This window comes from Streptomyces violascens (genome assembly GCF_014649955.1).
GTDB classification, from domain to species: Bacteria; Actinomycetota; Actinomycetes; order Streptomycetales; family Streptomycetaceae; genus Streptomyces; species Streptomyces violascens.
In genome coordinates, this window is record NZ_BMUA01000003.1 from 255,970 (window position 1) to 271,789 (window position 15,820).

The 15,820-nt window shown below is 69.7% G+C and carries 16 protein-coding genes and 1 tRNA gene; 10 read left to right on the forward strand and 7 right to left on the reverse strand.

Going from position 1 to position 15,820, the window contains the following annotated elements:
- Positions 1 to 23 precede the first annotated feature (23 nt).
- Positions 24 to 257, forward strand: a complete 234-nt coding sequence (locus tag IE206_RS09500) for a hypothetical protein (RefSeq protein WP_189961609.1) — start codon at positions 24 to 26, stop codon at positions 255 to 257.
- Positions 258 to 550: 293 nt separating this feature from the next.
- Positions 551 to 626 (forward strand) — tRNA-Arg (locus tag IE206_RS09505).
- Positions 627 to 957: 331 nt separating this feature from the next.
- On the opposite strand, the gene IE206_RS09510 is transcribed toward IE206_RS09505, so the two are convergent.
- Positions 958 to 1,239 (reverse strand): hypothetical protein, encoded by a 282-nt coding sequence (locus IE206_RS09510; protein ID WP_189961610.1) that lies wholly within the window; start codon positions 1,237 to 1,239, stop codon positions 958 to 960.
- Between the two features lie 251 nt (positions 1,240 to 1,490).
- Here IE206_RS09510 and IE206_RS09515 point away from each other — a divergent pair, with 251 nt between their 5' ends.
- On the forward strand, positions 1,491 to 1,994 hold the full coding sequence (locus tag IE206_RS09515) for a mycothiol transferase (protein ID WP_189961611.1): 504 nt from the start codon (positions 1,491 to 1,493) through the stop codon (positions 1,992 to 1,994).
- Between the two features lie 155 nt (positions 1,995 to 2,149).
- Here IE206_RS09515 and IE206_RS09520 read toward each other — a convergent pair whose 3' ends face one another.
- Entirely contained in the window at positions 2,150 to 2,317 is a 168-nt protein-coding gene (locus IE206_RS09520; RefSeq protein WP_189961612.1) for a hypothetical protein, read from the reverse strand.
- The gene (locus IE206_RS09525; protein ID WP_189961613.1) at positions 2,314 to 2,580 is read right to left on the reverse strand and encodes a hypothetical protein; all 267 of its coding nucleotides are present in this window, start codon (positions 2,578 to 2,580) and stop codon (positions 2,314 to 2,316) included. Before IE206_RS09525 ends, IE206_RS09520 begins: the two co-directional genes overlap by 4 nt.
- 36 nt (positions 2,581 to 2,616) lie before the next feature.
- Between IE206_RS09525 and IE206_RS09530 the strand changes: the two genes are divergently transcribed.
- Together IE206_RS09530 and IE206_RS09535 are read left to right on the forward strand one after the other, a co-directional pair.
- Positions 2,617 to 3,132 carry a DNA-processing protein DprA gene (locus IE206_RS09530; RefSeq protein ID WP_226598890.1) on the forward strand — a complete coding sequence of 172 codons (516 nt, stop codon included), beginning with the start codon at positions 2,617 to 2,619 and terminating at the stop codon, positions 3,130 to 3,132.
- Between the two features lie 582 nt (positions 3,133 to 3,714).
- A complete protein-coding gene (locus IE206_RS09535) occupies positions 3,715 to 4,269 on the forward strand; it encodes a flavoprotein (protein ID WP_189961614.1) in 555 nt (184 codons plus the stop codon).
- Positions 4,270 to 4,374: 105 nt separating this feature from the next.
- On the opposite strand, the gene IE206_RS09540 is transcribed toward IE206_RS09535, so the two are convergent.
- On the reverse strand, positions 4,375 to 6,270 hold the full coding sequence (locus tag IE206_RS09540) for a DUF8823 domain-containing protein (RefSeq protein ID WP_189961615.1): 1,896 nt from the start codon (positions 6,268 to 6,270) through the stop codon (positions 4,375 to 4,377).
- A 232-nt stretch (positions 6,271 to 6,502) separates the two neighbouring features.
- Positions 6,503 to 9,100 (reverse strand): serine hydrolase, encoded by a 2,598-nt coding sequence (locus tag IE206_RS09545; RefSeq protein WP_189961616.1) that lies wholly within the window; start codon positions 9,098 to 9,100, stop codon positions 6,503 to 6,505.
- A gap of 196 nt (positions 9,101 to 9,296) precedes the next feature.
- On the opposite strand from IE206_RS09545, the gene IE206_RS09550 reads away from it, so the two are divergent.
- The 3 genes from IE206_RS09550 to IE206_RS09560 all read left to right on the forward strand — a co-directional run bounded on the left by IE206_RS09550 (position 9,297) and on the right by IE206_RS09560 (position 11,551).
- Positions 9,297 to 10,049, forward strand: a complete 753-nt coding sequence (locus IE206_RS09550; protein WP_189961617.1) for a GOLPH3/VPS74 family protein — start codon at positions 9,297 to 9,299, stop codon at positions 10,047 to 10,049.
- A gap of 254 nt (positions 10,050 to 10,303) precedes the next feature.
- On the forward strand, positions 10,304 to 11,173 hold the full coding sequence (locus tag IE206_RS09555; protein ID WP_189961618.1) for a helix-turn-helix domain-containing protein: 870 nt from the start codon (positions 10,304 to 10,306) through the stop codon (positions 11,171 to 11,173).
- A gap of 174 nt (positions 11,174 to 11,347) precedes the next feature.
- Positions 11,348 to 11,551 carry a DUF397 domain-containing protein gene (locus IE206_RS09560; protein ID WP_189961619.1) on the forward strand — a complete coding sequence of 68 codons (204 nt, stop codon included), beginning with the start codon at positions 11,348 to 11,350 and terminating at the stop codon, positions 11,549 to 11,551.
- A gap of 105 nt (positions 11,552 to 11,656) precedes the next feature.
- Here the strand turns inward: IE206_RS09560 and IE206_RS09565 are convergent, their stop codons facing one another.
- Complete coding sequence (locus IE206_RS09565; protein ID WP_189961620.1) at positions 11,657 to 12,496, reverse strand: hypothetical protein; 840 nt, start codon at positions 12,494 to 12,496, stop codon at positions 11,657 to 11,659.
- An 81-nt stretch (positions 12,497 to 12,577) separates the two neighbouring features.
- On the opposite strand from IE206_RS09565, the gene IE206_RS09570 reads away from it, so the two are divergent.
- Entirely contained in the window at positions 12,578 to 13,360 is a 783-nt protein-coding gene (locus tag IE206_RS09570) for an SDR family oxidoreductase (RefSeq protein WP_189961621.1), read from the forward strand.
- A gap of 381 nt (positions 13,361 to 13,741) precedes the next feature.
- Positions 13,742 to 15,316 carry a sodium:solute symporter family protein gene (locus IE206_RS09575; protein ID WP_189961622.1) on the forward strand — a complete coding sequence of 525 codons (1,575 nt, stop codon included), beginning with the start codon at positions 13,742 to 13,744 and terminating at the stop codon, positions 15,314 to 15,316.
- A 51-nt stretch (positions 15,317 to 15,367) separates the two neighbouring features.
- Here the strand turns inward: IE206_RS09575 and IE206_RS09580 are convergent, their stop codons facing one another.
- The gene (locus tag IE206_RS09580; protein ID WP_189961623.1) at positions 15,368 to 15,748 is read right to left on the reverse strand and encodes a hypothetical protein; all 381 of its coding nucleotides are present in this window, start codon (positions 15,746 to 15,748) and stop codon (positions 15,368 to 15,370) included.
- Positions 15,749 to 15,820 lie beyond the last annotated feature (72 nt).

Below are 15,820 nucleotides of genomic sequence, written 5' to 3' on the forward strand. Positions count from 1 at the left end.
CTGCCGCACTCGGCGTCGGCACCATGAGCGCCTTCCTCGTCCACGCCTTCGTGCGCCAAGCCCTGGTCCACACCCACGTCTACAACCGTGAAGTCCTGCACCACCCGGCAGGCCAGGCCGCCCTCACCGTCCTGTCCATCACCCTCGCCCTCCTGCTCTGCACCCGTCCCATCCAGCAGGCGATGAGGCCCCTCATCGAACCCCGCCTCAACTGGCTCTTCCGCCAAGGCGAAAGCACCCGGCACCGAGCCGCATAAAGCAGGCAGGAAGCCCACGGCTTCCGCACCGGACACTTGAGGCTCGGGCCGAGGCCCGGGACTGGATCACCGACAGCACCAGCCCAAGGGCGACCACCCAGGACCGGCCCGGCGGGCGACCAGTGGCAGCACGCCCCGACTGCCCGCCCACCACGCCACGGGCCGCCCACCAGCCCGCACCCATCCGCTACTCTGTCCAGGGCCGTTCTCATCGACGGCCCAGGTCCTTGTGCGGACTGGATGTCGTCGCGGCGATCACGCCGCAATCTTCATCCACGTCTTCATCAAGGCCCGCCTCCGTAGCTCAGGGGATAGAGCACCGCTCTCCTAAAGCGGGTGTCGCAGGTTCGAATCCTGCCGGGGGCACCAGCGCATCAGCAGGTCGAAGGCCCTGCCGCCCTCCTGGGCGGCAGGGCCTTCGGTCTCGCAGCGCAGGTACGGCGCACAGGTACGGCGCACAGGGGTGCGCGCCAGGGCGGGGAGCAGAGGGTGATGCTCGCGAAGGCCGGCTGCCCCGGCGGCGGCACGAGAGCCTGGACGCGGCTCCTGGGGGCGCATGGATGAGCGTCGCGCCCGTGTTGGTCGTGGGCGCGACGCTCATCATGCACCGATGGAGTCGTACGCACTCGCCGAAGGCCAGGGGCTCAAGGCCCTGGTCGGCGGCGATGCGGCAGCCGCAAGGCTTTGCGGCAAGCCTGGCTTACAGGGCGCTGTTGTTGCAGCCCATGCTCGAACCCAGGTGGGTGTTCTGCGCACCCGGGTTGCCCTCGCCGTTGAGCGCGTTGCCCAGAACGCCGTTGAGGATGCCGACCTGGCCGAGGACGTCGACGTTCAGGTCGTGCGACCGGCAGTTGCTGCTCTGCCCGATAGCGAATTGGTCACCGCCCTTCCCGCCATCGTGTGCCTGGGCCGTGCCGGCGGCCAGCATTCCGAAGCTGCCGAGGGCAACGACCAGGACGGCCGCCTTGCGAAGCTCGTTCATTTCATCTCCAATGGAGCGCAGTGGATACGATCCGTGGCAGATCGATTCCTTACAGTCACGAAAATTAGTATTTGATAATCCCAAAACGCCCGTAGACGCGCCGAAAATCATGACCTTGTTGGGAACCACCCTGAAGTCGTAACGCCCGCGAGCGGGCCCTTCCACGTCCCCGTCCGGGGAGAACCGTTTCGGCGCGAAACGCCCGTCGGCCCCGCTGGCCGGGACCCCTCGCGTGGACGAGACTGCGTGGCATGCGCTCACAGGACGTACTCATCGACGGTTACGGACGCATTCGGGAAGAGGTGCACGCCGCTGTCGACGGGCTCTCCGCCGACGACCTCAACACCAGGCCGGGCGACGGCGAGGCCAACTCCATCGCATGGCTGATCTGGCACCTCACCCGGGTGCAGGACGACCACATCGCCGACGCGGCCGGGATCGAGCAGGTGTGGCTGGCGAAGGGCTGGGCAGACCGCTTCGACCTGCCGCTGGCGAAGACGGACACGGGATACGGGCACACGTCCAAGCAGGTCGGCCAGGTGCGGGTGACCTCGGGCAAGCTGCTGCTCGGCTACTACGACGCGGTCCACGAGCAGACGCTCGGCTTCCTCGGCAAGCTCGACGGCAACGCGCTCAACCGCGTCGTGGACGAGCGCTGGGACCCGCCGGTCACCCTGGGCGTCCGCCTGGTGAGCGTCCTGGGGGACGACCTCCAGCACGTCGGCCAGGCCGCCTACGTACGGGGCCTGCTCTGACCACTCCGGGGGTCTGTGGGCGCAGCCGTGCCCTGCCGTAGCAGGGTTCCGCAGCCATCGGCTCGTCCCCTTCGGCCCCGATCCGCTCCCCCAGCACGCACGGTCCAGCCGAACGCGTCGAGCCACCGGCGGCCCGGGCATCGAGCGCCCCGGCATCAACGGCCACGCGGCCGGCAGGCCGGGTCACCCTTCACATGCCGGAAGTCGTCCCCTCTGGCCCCGCTCGACGCACCCAGGTGGCTCTCGCCCGCGACCTGGATGGCAACACCCTCGATGGGCCGGTCGCAGGAGACGCAGAACTTGGTGCGGCTTGTGGACGTCATGGCGTGTGCTCCCGGGGGCCGGTCTGTACGGGAATGGCAAGCGGGTGGGCGATGCGTTCGGCGCAGCTCGCTTCGAGACCGGGTTCGCCGATCTCGAAGCCGACGGAGGTGACGTAACGGTTGCCGTTCGCGGCAATCTGCTCGGTGAGCATCCCGTCGAGAGGGTTGGCCGCCCGCAGGGATTCCGCGTCGGTGGGGCCGACATCGACGTGGAGTCCGCGCTTGCGCAGTCGGCCTGCAAGTCCCTGCGGGTTGGTGTCCATGCGGAGACGATCTCAACGCGGGAGGCCGGGCGGGATGTGACACCCTATGACACGGAGTTGATCACGAGAGCGGTGGCGATTACGGGGACTCGGGCGACCGGCCATCGCAGCCGTCACGACTACGCCGACCTGTTCGCGGCGTACCTCGGGCCATTCGCCGACGACGCCCACTTCTACATCGGCGGCGCCAAGGGCATCGACAGCCTGGCTCCGGCATGGCTGGCCGAGAACACCGCCGCGCGCCTCGCCGTCGTCGTACCCGGCAGCGTCGGCCAGCAGCACGCCGAGGCGCGCCAGGCCATCGCTCGCACGAGGGCCCGTATCAAGGACGTCGTCGAACTACGCGCCGCCGAACTCGCCACCCCCGCCTATCACGCCCGGAACCGGTGGATGGTCGACCGCGCTTCGATGACCATCGGATTCCCGCACGCCACCGAACCATCGACCGGCACCTCACAGACCCTCAACTACACGGCAGAACAAGGGAAACCACGCCTGATCGTGCCCGTACAACTCTCTTCGCAGGCGTTTCCCGCCACGATGGAGTCATGAGTGACGACAGGGCGACCGGTGCGGCCATGCCCAAGGCACTGCGTCGCAGCCGCGGCCTGTCCCCGGCCAGGACGGCGCGCGCCCTTAGCGCGATCGCCGGACAGCTCGGCCGCCCTCGTACTTCACTGTCGTCCGTCGCCGGGCTCCAGCGTTCCGTGGCCCGCTGGGAGGCCCCGGCACCGAATCGTCCCGACGCGCGCCATCAGCTGCTCCTGGCCCACTTGTACGCCCGCACGCCGACGGGGGCGATCGCACTCGGAGCGGGCTCGGACTTCTCGAGCGCAGCTCGGCCAACTGGGCGGCTCCTTCGCCGAGATGGGCGAGGGCGTCGAGGGGTCCCGGCCCGCTGGCCGGGACCCCGCAAGGCCTGTACGCGGCCGCGACCCGCGAGGCGGGGCTGCTGCCGGATCCGTGGCGGCGGGAGGAGTGGGTGGCGGAACTCGATGACCACGTGATGGATGTGCTCGGGGCTTGACCACGGTCCACGGGAACCTTGCCGGACCACGGTCATAGCCATGGCAGTTCCGGATCCTTCCGATTCCGCTCGATCCGACGCCAGTCGCATGTGATCCACTGGGCGGCATGACTTCACGGACCGTGTACTTGTTCTGCTCGGCGGCCCCGCCGGTCTTCGAGGTTGCCACGGTGATCGAGACGTTGCAGGCACGGGGATGGGACGTATGCCTGGGACTGACACCGACCGCCGCCGACTGGCTGGAGGAGAGCCTGTCCGGCCTTGCGACGCTGACGGGGCATCCTGTGCGGTCGCAGTACAAACGGCCGGGGGAGCCCGACGTCTGGCCCGAGGCCGACGCGATCCTGGTGGCGCCCGCCACGTTCCATACCGTCAACTCCTGGGCGCTCGGGCTGACTTCGACCTTCGTGGTGGGCGTGATCGCCGAAGCGATCGGCAAACGGATCCCGACCGTGGCCATGCCGTGCGTGAACGCCGCCTACGTGCTGCACCCACAGTTCGAGCAGTCCGTGGCGACCCTGCGCTCGGCCGGGGTGACGGTGCTGTACGGCGAGAGCGGGTTCGTGCCGAACGAGCCGGGTGAGCGCCGGCCGGAGGGCTATCCGTGGCACCTCGCACTGGACGCGGTCGAGGCGCTCGCAGGCGCCGGACGCCAGGCCTGATCCAGCGAGCTCCTCAGGGCTCCCCGGGGCTTCCCGATGACCTGGCCCGGATGACCGACGGGGGTCTCTACCGGCCCCCGAACGCCCACCGGCCGGACAGGCCCCTCACGGCTCCACAACCCCCTCCGGGCACCCCGTCCCCCGGGGAATGCTGTACGGCGCGGCCACGTGGTACGTGCCCGGTTTCGGGGCGAGGAGTTCCGTCCACTCGTCGCCCGCGGGCGTCGAAGCGGCCTTGCGGAGGCAGCCGTTCGGGTTCGTGTACGTCTTCGGGCCGTGGTTGCGGAGTTTGGACTCCGCGGTTTCCTGCGGCGGCACGACCCCCTTGCCCTTCTCGTCGACCAGCTTCAGCCAGGGCGAGTACGGGATGCGGATCAGGATCTTGCCCGGGGAGCGGACCTCGACCGTGACCTCGCCCTCGCCGGCGTGCTTGACCGTGGCGGGCGGGTCCGCCAGCGGGGTCGGGTTCTCGACCGCGAACAGGCGCCAGTGCTCGTTCGACCAGATCTGCTTCAGGTAGGGCAGGCCCCCCTTGATGAGCTCGCCCTCCTGGACGGCGCCGTTGACGTCCGCCGGCCCCAGCGGCAGCACCACGTACCGCACCGCCCAGCGGTTCAGCCAGGCGTGGTAGTTGTCCGCGTTCAGGGTGTCGTCGTAGAACAGCGGGTTGCGCTGGATGTCCGCCTGCCGGTTCCAGCCGCGCGCCAGGTTCACGTACGGGGTGAACGCCGAGGCCTCGCGGTGGCTGGAGGCGGGGACCACCTCCACCCGGCCGGTCTCCGCGTCGAGCCCCTGCAACTGGTCGACCAGCGGCGCCAGATCCCGCGCCCAGGTCGCGGCGGGGGCGGTGCTGACGATGTCATCCACCGACTTGAAGCCGATCCACCCGTTGAGCCCGACGAAGGCCAACACCACCGCGTACCACTTGCGGGACTTCGGCACCGTGTAGGGGAGCGCCGCCAGGAGCACCACTCCGGCGAACAGCATCGCCAAGCGCGTGATGTTCGAGCCGATCTGCGACTGGATCGCGAAGCACAGCAGCACCGCGACGCCGTACACCAGCGCCGCCGTACGGACCGTCCGCCAGTCCTTCGGTACGAGGAAGAGGATCAGCACCGCGAAGAGGAACGGGCCCGACGTCGTGGCCAGCGACATCGGCTGCGTACCCGAGAAGGGGAACAGCCACGCCGACAGGCCGACCACCACGACCGGCGGCAGGCCGATCGCGTACGCGCCCGGGCGGCGCTTGTTCAGGAAGAGGGCGGCCGCGACGAGGCCGAGGAACAGTCCCGCGACCGGGCTGCTCGCGGTGGCGAGCGCGGCGCACGGCGCGGCCACCGCCGCCTTCGGCCAGCGGTTCTCGCGCTTGTTGTGCGGCCAGCAGAACACCGCGGCCACCGCGCCGAGCGCGAACATCATGCCGAGCCCGAACGTCACCCGGCCCGACATCGCATTGCACAGGAAGGCGAACAGTGCGGCGAAAGAGCAGGCCAGCGGGTTGCGGACCGCCTTCACGCGCACCAGGATCAGCGCGGTGAGACCGGCCGACACGGTCCCGGCGATCATCATCGTCGTCCGCACACCGAGCACCGACATCAGATACGGCGAGACCACGCTGTACGACACCGGGTGCATCCCGCCGTACCAGGCCAGGTTGTACGCGGACTTGGGGTTCCGGCCGACGAACTCGGTCCAGGCGTCCTGCGCCGCGAGGTCTCCGCCGCTGTTCGCGAAGAGGAAGAACCACAGGATGTGGGTCACGGCCGCGGCCGCCGTCACGAACGCGACGGGGTGCCGCATCGGCCAGGAGTCCGGGCTCGGACCCAGTCCCGGTCCCGGTCCCATTCCGAGGCGTATTCGCGCCTTGGCCCAGGGCGTGGACCCGGCCGAGTTCGCACGCGTGGTCTCGGTCGTGCTCGCACTGGCCGTGCCGGTCTTGCTCGTACTGCTCGTACTCGCGGTGCTGTCGGCGCGGGTGGGCGTCGGCTCAGCGGTGGTCACTGCGGCTCTCCCGCCTCACGCTGTCTCACCTGGCATGCGCGGCCGTGTGCCTCTGCAGTGCCTTTACTTTGCAGCTGCATACGTCCCGCGCGGGGGTTCCCGAGGTTCTCCCCAGGACTCTCCCCCGAGATTGTCCCCTGATTCCAAGGACGCCGTCCCCGCGTCCCCAGTTGCCCGAAGCTAGCACGCGGGCGCCCCGCAGGTCGGGGCGCCCTCGATGCGTTCGGGGCGGTCAGCCCAGTCGGGTGAGCTTGGCGCCGGTGCCCGGTTCGGCCAGGGCGCTCTTCAGCTCGACCGGCGCGGTCAGCCTGCCGTTGCCGGAGCCGATGGACAGCTCGCCGACCACGGTGCCCGGCTTCGCCGAGTGGGGGACGGGCTTGCCGCCCGCGCCGAGGGTGACGTCCACCTTCAGGCCCGGCCAGCCGACCGCCTTGAGGTCCTTGGCGGCGACCAGCGGGGTCTTCCCGCCGAGCCCGTCGTCGACGTACCCGACGACATCGCCCTTCTTGACGACCGTTGCCGAGGTGACGGCCTTCTGCACGGCCTGGATCAGCGTGTAGCTGTTGTTGATCGCGGCCTTCAGCTTGTTGTCGAGGGTGGTGCCGGTGCGCTGGCCCATGACGATGCCGTAGATCCGCTGGTTCTTGCCGTCGACGACCGTGTCGGCCGACCACAGCAGGTTGCCGCCGGCCGGGGTCGAGGAGCCGGTCTTGATGCCACTGACACCCGGCTTGAGCAGGATCGTGTTGTTGTTGTAGATCATCGTGTCGATGCCCGGGATCTTGATCTGGGGCGTGTTGACGATGCCCCGGAACACGTCGTTCTGCATGACGGCCTGGGCCAGCTTGAGCTGGTCGACCGGCGTGGAGACCGTGGTCTCCTTCAGACCGCTCGGGTCGGTGTACGTGGTGCTGGTCATGCCGAGTTCCTTGGCGGCGTCGTTCATCTTGGCGATGAACGCCTCCTCGGACCCGGCGTCCCAGCGGGCCAGCAGACGGGCGGCGTTGTTGCCGGACGGGATCATCAGCAGTTCGAGCATCTGCTTCTCGGTGAACTGCTGGTCCTTGCGGATCGGCGCCGTCGACTCGTCGGGCTTCTTCGCGTCGTCCTCGGCCTGCTGGTCGACCGTGATCTTCTCGCCCTCCTGCTTCCCGGTTATCGGGTGGCCCTTGAGGATCACGTACGCCGTCATCGTCTTGGCCACGCTCGCCAGCGGCGCGGGCTTCTGCTCCCCGTGCGTACCGAGGCTGCCCACCCCGTCCACGGACACCGCCGACTGTCCCTCGGCCGGCCACGGCAGGTTCAGCGCGTCGCCGTTGAAGGTGTACGTCGCCGACGAGGTCAGGGTCAGCTTCGGATCCGGAAGCGGACGCATGATCTGTACGACTGCAAAGACGATCAGGAGGAGCAGGACCAGCGGGGTCCAGATCTTGAACCGCCGCACCGTGGTGCGGACCGGGGTCTGCGGCGGGGGCGGGGTGTTCGTCAGCTCGGCGAGCAGGTCGAGAGGGGGCTTCGGCGGCAGCGGCTGCTGCCGGGTCCGCTCGGCGCGCTCGGGGATGACCGGGGCGGGGCCGGGGGCCGCGGCCGGCGGCGGGGTGACCTTGGGCGCCTCGGGCTTCCGGACGGGGGCGTCGAAGCCCTGGGCCGGGGCGCTGGGGTTCTTGGCGGGGGCGGCGGGATTCTTGGGGGCCGCCGTGCCGGGGCCCGCGTCGTCCGACCGCAGCGGTATGAACTGGCTGGTCCGCTCGGCAGCCGGATCGCCGGTCCGCCCGTCGGCGGGCTCCCGCTTGGGCGCGGGCAGCTTGAGCATCGCCGTCGGCTGGTCGACGGCGGGCGGCGCGGGGGCCTTGAAGACGGCGGTGGGGTGGTCGATCCCCTTGGGCTCGGTGGGCTTCGCGCCGGCTTCGGAGGGGCTCGCACCGTCGGCTTTGGGCTCGGCCTTCGCGGGGCCGGGCTTGGGGTCGGAAGGCTCGGCCTTGGACTCGGCCTTCGCGGGACTCGCCTTCGGCTCGGAGGGGGTCGATCCGCCACCCTCGGAAGCGGTCGGCTTGGCTCCCCAGGAGGTGGCTCGCGCGCCGGGGGCAGCGTCCTCGTCGTCGGCCTCGGTGTCGTCGGCCTTGGCCTGGTCGGCCTTGGCGTCGCGCGGCCCGGCCGCGCCGGACTTGGCGGCAGCGGCAGCGTTGTCGGACGCCTCGGGCTTGGTGCCGGGGGTCGCGGGCGCGGGGTCGTCCGCCTTCGGGGCGGCCGCCTCGGTGTCGGTGCCGCTGTCCTCGGCGGCTTCCGGCTCGGCGCCCGCCTGCCCGGCCTCATCCGCCTCGGGGGCTGTGGGCTCGGGCCCGCCGTCCTCGTCCGCGTCGGCGTCTCTACCGGTTTCGGTCTCGGGCGCGCTGGACTTGGCGTCCTCGAACTCGGGCCCGGGCTCGGGAGCCTCGGCCCTGGCAGCGTCCTCCGGCCCGGAAGCCGCACCCTCGGAAGCCGAATCCTTGGGCTCCGCCTCCTGGTCGACCCACGCCGCGACCGCGGCGCGGAGCCGAGAGTCGCCGTCCTCCTGGCGCGGGGCCCGGAAGACCGCGGTCGCCTGATCGACGCCGCCCGGCGCGGAAGCCACGGCGGCCGAAGCCGAACCGGAGGCTGATCCGGAGGCCGGACCGGAACCCGTACGGGCACCGGCGCCGGAACCATTCGCCGTCTTGGCGCCGTCCTCGCCGGAGGGGACCCCGGAGGGGGACGGGGAGTGGGAGACCGCGATACGCGGGTCGCGTTCGCTCGTAGTCGTCTCCCCCGACGACTGCTTCTGCTCCGACTTGTCGGGGGACTCGCCCGCCACCGATGCCTCCTCCAGACGCCGGGTGGCGTCATCCGAAACTGTCCGAACCATGTACCAGTGTCCCGTGTGCCGGGTAGGACCCCCCGGCTAGACGAGAACGACATACCTGCTGGTTCCCGTACGAACCGCCCAGGCGCTCTCGACAGATGAATGTGAGAGGGGTCACCCTGTCATTCATCCACGCGGGGAGGCATGGATGGGCAGGAGCCGCAGAACTATTCCGGAAGAGCTGTTGCTGCTCGCTCTGGACCCGGCCACGGGTACCACAGCGCAGCCGCAGTCGCTCGACCTCGGCCTCGCCGGAGCCCAGCTAGTGGAGCTGGCTCTGGCAGGACGGATAGCCCCAGACGGGGATCGTATCGCCGTGGTGATGGCACGGCCGACAGGAGATCCGACCTTGGACTCCGCACTGGAACTGCTGCGCAGGCGCGGTAGCCCGGTCCGGGCCGTCCACTGGATCGGCGGGCCCCGCCTCGGGCTCCGCCAGATTTACCTCGCGCACCTGGAGCGGTGCGGCATGGTCCATGCCGTGTCGGGCCAGATGTGCGGGGTGCTGCCGACGACTCGCTACCAAGCGACGGACACGGCGATCAGCCGGGACATCAGGGCCCGGCTGGACAGTGCGATCCGCACCGGCGTACCGCCGGACCCGCGGACCGCGGCGCTTGCCGCGCTGGCCCACGCAGTCGGGCTCGGCAAGCACCTGTACCCCGGCAACGAGGGGCGGTCATCGCGCTCCCGTCTCAGGGACCTGATCAGGCACGACCCGATGGGCGGTCTCGTCGCGCACGCCGTGATGGACGTCCAGAACGGTGTGGCCGCTCAGCCACGCCGAGGCGGCCAGGGCCCCGGCGCCACGCCGGACAACGGAAGCCGCCACGCGGCGGCGGCCGGCGTCCCGATGCAGGCGCACCACGGGGCGATGGCGAGGGCCGTGGCACACCACTAGCACCGCCAGCACCATCAGCCGCACCGGCAGAACCTGCACGACCAGTCGCATCACCAGCCGCATCGCATTACCGCCGCACCGTCGTCCCCATGACCCGGTTCGGGAGCCGCACCATGAACGCGCGGGGCTGTCCCAACAGCCCCGCGCGTTTGCGTAGTCGCTGTGTGTGGCCATTTCCCAGCGCGCGCCCGGATGTTGGTGGCAGTCTGCAGAGCAGAAGAACAGAAAAGCCGTGAGCCGGAGGTGCGTTTCCCGTGGCGTCCAATGTCAATCCCACCGTGAGGCGACGCCGACTGGGCCAGGAGTTGCGCAGGCTCCGCGAGCTGAAAGGCATGACCGCCGAAGAGGTCGCAGAACGCCTGCTGGTGTCCCAGTCGAAGATCAGCCGCCTTGAGAACGGCCGCCGTTCCATCAGCCAGCGCGATGTCCGCGATCTGTGCGGGGTGTACGAGGTCGAGGACCACCGCATCGTCGATTCGCTGATGCAGATGGCCAAGGACTCCCGCCAGCAGGGCTGGTGGCACGCCTTCGGCGACATCCCGTACAGCGTCTACATCGGCCTGGAGACGGACGCCGCGAGCCTGCGCGTCTACGATCCCCAGGTCGTGCCGGGCCTGCTCCAGACCCCGCAGTACGCCGAGGCCCTCATCGCGGGGGCGCTCCCCGAGACAGCCCCGACCGACGTCGAGAAACGCGTGAACGTCCGGTTGCGGCGGCAGGAGCGGGTACGGGCGACGGAGAACCCCCTGCGGCTGTGGGTGGTCATCGACGAGGCCGCGCTGCGCCGTCGGGTCGGGGACAAGCAATTGATGATCGACCAGCTGGAGTTCCTCATCGAGCGGTCCCAACTGCCGCATGTCACCGTGCAGGTACTGCCGTTCAGCATGGGCGCGCATCCGGGAATCAACGGCCAGTACGCGATTCTGGAATTTCCGGACGCCTCGGACTCCAGTGTCGTCTACATCGAGGGCGTCACCAGCGACCTTTACCTGGAAAAGGCCAATGATGTCCAGAAATACAGCGTGATGTACGAGCACTTGCGCGCACAGGCCCTGAATGTGGACCAGACCCGGGAATTCATTACCGGGATCGCGAAGGACTACGCCCGGGGCACGGCCGGCTGAGATCTGAAACGCGGCACCGTACACCCCTCGCCCACCGCGATGGAAGGTCCGGCCGGAATATGCCATCCGGTCGAGTGAATGGCCGCCTCGTACCCCGGGACCTGCGAGTAGCGTCGATCACGCCAACGAAGAACGCTGGCCGAGAACGACCAACTGGCAAGAACCGGAGCGAACATGGCAATTCTTCAGGGCGCCACGGACACCTGGACCAAGTCCTCGTACTCCACCGGAAACGGCGCATGTGTCGAAGTCAAGTCCCCCGAGATGCACGCCATCGCCGTGCGGGACTCGAAAGTCACCGAGGGCCCCTCGATCGCTTTCGCCCCCGGCGCGTGGAACGCGTTCGTGGCCGAGGTGACCCGGGATTCCCTCAGCTGACCACCCACGACAGCCGACGTGATACCCGCAGTACCGACAAGAGCCCTCTCGACTGGTCCGCCGTCCCGGCCGAGGGGGCTCGGCCATGTCCGCGGGTCCCGGCCGCTACCGGAGTTCGTCCACGTAGCGGTCGGTGCCCGGCACGGTGGGAATGAACGGCGCCGCCAGCTCCAGCCTCCCCAGGCCCGTCTCCGCGACCTCGGCATCGAGCCCCGTGAAGTGGTCCGCCCACACCTCCCTCGGATCCCGCTCCAGGAACCACAGCAGCGTGAGCCGGGTGCCGACGCCCTCGACCTGCTTCACATACGTCATGCGGTCGCCCGGCAGCGGCGTCGGCCGGAACACCGTCACCAGCGCGGCAGGCCCCCCGGCGAGCCGCTCGGGCAGATGCCGCGAGCGCAGCCACTCCAGCAACTCGGCCCGAGTATCGGGGCTTTCGGCGTCGACGACCTCCAGGACGAGGCCCGCGTACGGGTGGTCCAGGGCGTGGTAGTCGCGCGGCCCGGCCGCACCGTCGCGGTAGACGGTCGCCTCGTGGTCCTGGAACGAGGTGAAGACATGGGTGCGGTCCTGGTAGACACGCCCGTCTCGGCCCAGCCGCTTGTTGATGCCGACGGTCCACTTCATGTGCTCGTCGTAGCGCCCGTCGGTGATCCAGTACGTGGAGAGGTAGCAGCCCGCGTTCACCGGCTGGGCGACCGCGGACTTCTCCGGGTAGCGCAGCTCCTGGAGTTCGCGGGTCGCCACCCAGCGGCGCCCCGCGTACATCCAGGGCATCGCCATCGCGCCGGCGTAGTAGTGATCGTCCTCGTACCAGCGGTTGTACGCGTACTCATGGCCCGGGTGCGGCTCCACCATGGTGATCAGCGCGTGCCCCGGGCGCACCCCGTAGGGCCCCACCGACGCCAGCTCCGCATACGCCTCGGGCCGTGTGTCCTCCGTCATGCCGCTCCCCTTCCCTCCGCCACCGGACGGACTTACTCTGACGCCCCGTCAGAAGAAGTGCCAGAGCCGGGAGGCGACCGGATGCTGCTGAGTGGGAAGACCGTCATCGTGTCCGGGGTCGGGGCCGGGCTCGGGCACCAGGTCGCGGCGGCCGTCGTGCGCGACGGCGGCAACGCGGTGCTCGGCGCGCGCACCGAGGCCAACCTCGCGAAGTCGGCGGCCGAGATCGACCCGGACGGCAACCACACCGCGCACGCGCCGACCGACATCACCGACGAGGCGCAGTGCGAGGCGCTCGCGGCGCTCACCGTGGAGCGCTTCGGCGGGATCGACGCGGTCGTCCATGTCGCCGCCTGGGACAGCCACTTCGGCGGCCTCCAGGACGCCGACTTCGCCACCTGGCAGCAGGTCATCGACGTGAACCTGCTCGGCACGCTGCGCATGACACGGGCCTGCCTGCCCGCGCTCAAGGCGAGGGGCGGCTCCGTCGTCGTGATCGGCACACAGTCGTCGGTGGCGGCACCCTCGCAGGTGCGGCAGGCAGCCTACGCGGCCTCGAAGGGGGCTCTGACCTCCGCGATGTACTCCATGGCACGCGAGCTCGGCCCGGACCGGATCCGGGTCAACACGGTGCTGCCGGGCTGGATGTGGGGTCCGCCGGTGCAGGCGTACGTCCAGTTCACCGCGCACACCGAGGGCGTGCCCGAGGAGGAGGTGCTCGGGCGGCTCACCGAACGGATGGCCCTGCCGGAGCTGGCCACGGACGCGGACGTGGCGGATGCCGTCGTCTTCCTGGCCTCGGACCGGTCCCGCGCGATCACCGGCCAGTCGCTGCTCGTGAACGCGGGTGAGCTGATGAGGTAGGCACGCCCCTCAACACACGTACAGACAAAGGCAGTTGGAACCGACTCTCTCGGCCGCACGGGACCCGCATCCCGTGCGGTCGTTCGCATGTGCAGGGAGCCCGATGGACCGAGCCTGACGAAGTGCCCTCATCGTGTGGCCCCCGTCACGGGCACGACAACACCCCTCGAAGCAAAGGGGGAGCAAAATCGTTCGACTTTGTGATCCTCGTTCATATCTGTGACCGCGAGATGTCTTGACCACCCCTGCGACAACGGGTTCAATCCCCGAAGTCCCCGCTCCCGCACGGGGCGCCGCCGAGCCGGACGTACTGGCGAAGAGCTCCGAGTTCATTGACGTTGCGCATCGACGTTCACAAGGCGGACCCCTTGGAGGGGGCACATGAACAGTCTCGACTGGGCCGTACTCATCGGCTACTTCGGCGTGATGGTCGCGATCGGCGTCTGGTCCCACAAGCGGGTCGGCGACGTCTCCGACTTCTTCACCGCCGGCGGCAGGATGCCGTGGTGGTTGTCCGGCATCTCTCACCACATGTCCGGCTACAGCGCGGTGATGTTCACCGGCTACGCGGGCATCGCCTACCGGTACGGCGTCACGTCCTTCGTGACCTGGTCGTTCCCCATCGCCGTCGGCATCGGCATCGGCGCCAAGCTCTTCGCGCCCCGGCTCAACCGGCTGCGCTCCAAGCTGCACGTGGCCTCCCCGCTCGAATACCTCAAGAACCGCTACAACGTCTCCACCCAGCAGGCCCTCGCCTGGTCCGGACTGCTTCTGAAGATCGTCGACGTGGGCGCCAAGTGGGCCGCGATCGCGACCCTGTTGTCGGTGTTCACCGGGATCACGATCACCCAGGGCATCTTCATCACGGGCTGCATCACCGCGGTGTACTGCACGGTCGGCGGGCTGTGGGCGGACGCGCTGACGGAACTGGGCCAGTTCGTCATCCAGTTGTTCGCCGGGCTCGCGATGCTGATCGCGGTCATGGGCAAGCTGGACGGCTTCTCCACGCTGTGGACGGTCTGGGACAAGCTGCCCAGCGGCCACGCGCACGCCACCGCGGGCCCGTACACCGTCACGTTCCTGATGGCGTTCCTGTTCATCAAGACCTTCGAGTACAACGGCGGCATGTGGAACCAGGCCCAGCGCTACATGGCCACGGACTCGGCTCGCTCGGCGACCCGTTCGGCCTGGCTCTCGGCGACCCTGTGGGCGGTCTGGCCGACGGTCCTCTTCTTCCCGATGTGGTGCGCGCCGCTCCTGGTCCACGCCAAGAAGCCGGACGGCTCGGACAGCTACGCCCTCATGACCGAGACGCTGCTGCCGCACGGCATGCTCGGCCTGGTCGTCGTCGGCTTCTTCTCGCACACCATGGCCATGTGCTCCTCGGACGCCAACGCCATCTCGGCCGTCTTCACCCGGGACATCATGCCGGTGCTCTCGAAGGCGGCCCGCTCCTGGAACTCGCGCGCGGGGCTCATCGCCGCGCGCCTGTCGACACTGGTCTTCCTCGGCCTGTCGATGACGATCGCGACGCAGGTCGACTCGCCCGCGTTCAAGGACATCATCACCGTCGTGATCAAGTGGGTGGCCGGTCTCATGGGCCCGATCGCCATCCCGTTCATGCTGGGCATGCTCAGGACGTTCCGGAAGTCCGGGCCGACCGCGGCGCTCACCAGCTGGGCGGCCGGGCTGCTCGCGTTCTTCTTCGTGAACTACGACCTGGACGGCTCGCAGAAGGCCGGTGTGGCCCTGCAGTGGCAGGTGTCGGTGCCGCTGGCGGTCTCGCTCGTCCTGTACGTCCTGATCGGGCTGCTCAGGCCCGAGGACACTCCGGAGCGGGACGCGCTGCTCGCCCGCATCAACTCCGATGACGACGGCCCGGGTTCGGCATCCGCCGCGGCATCCGTGCCGGCTCAGCCGGAGGCGGGGGACGCGAAGGTGGCGACGGCGGAGTGATGTCCAGGGGTACGGGCGAGAGGCCTGCCCCGGTCCTTGCGACGCGGGGGTTCAGCCGATGATCTCGGGGTCGCCGGGGTAGGCGTCGTCGCGGTGCGGGCCCCAGCGCTCGTAACGGCTCTGGGAGTCGTCGTTCTGCGGCGGGCAGTGCTGGCCGTCACCCTCGTTCTCGTCCATCACCATGGCGTCGACGGCCTGTTGGGCGTCCCTGGCGTCGTACGGCGGGAGGTCGCCCTCGCGGGCCGAGGGGTCGGCGAACGCGGGCTCCTCCCCGGACTGGACGTACCGCTGCTGACCGGAGTCGTCGGCCGGGGCCGCGAGCGAGGTGCCCGCGCCGGCGCCGAGCAGCACGAGGGCGACCAGCGGGGCCGTGATCCAGCGTGCCGACAGGCCGCGGGAGTACGCGGTGCGGGCTCTGGGGATGGGGGTCATGACGACGACCCTGGCGAACTCCCGCGTGCGCGCGCGAGGGACACGCGGCTCCGGGTGCGGCCATCCGCCCGC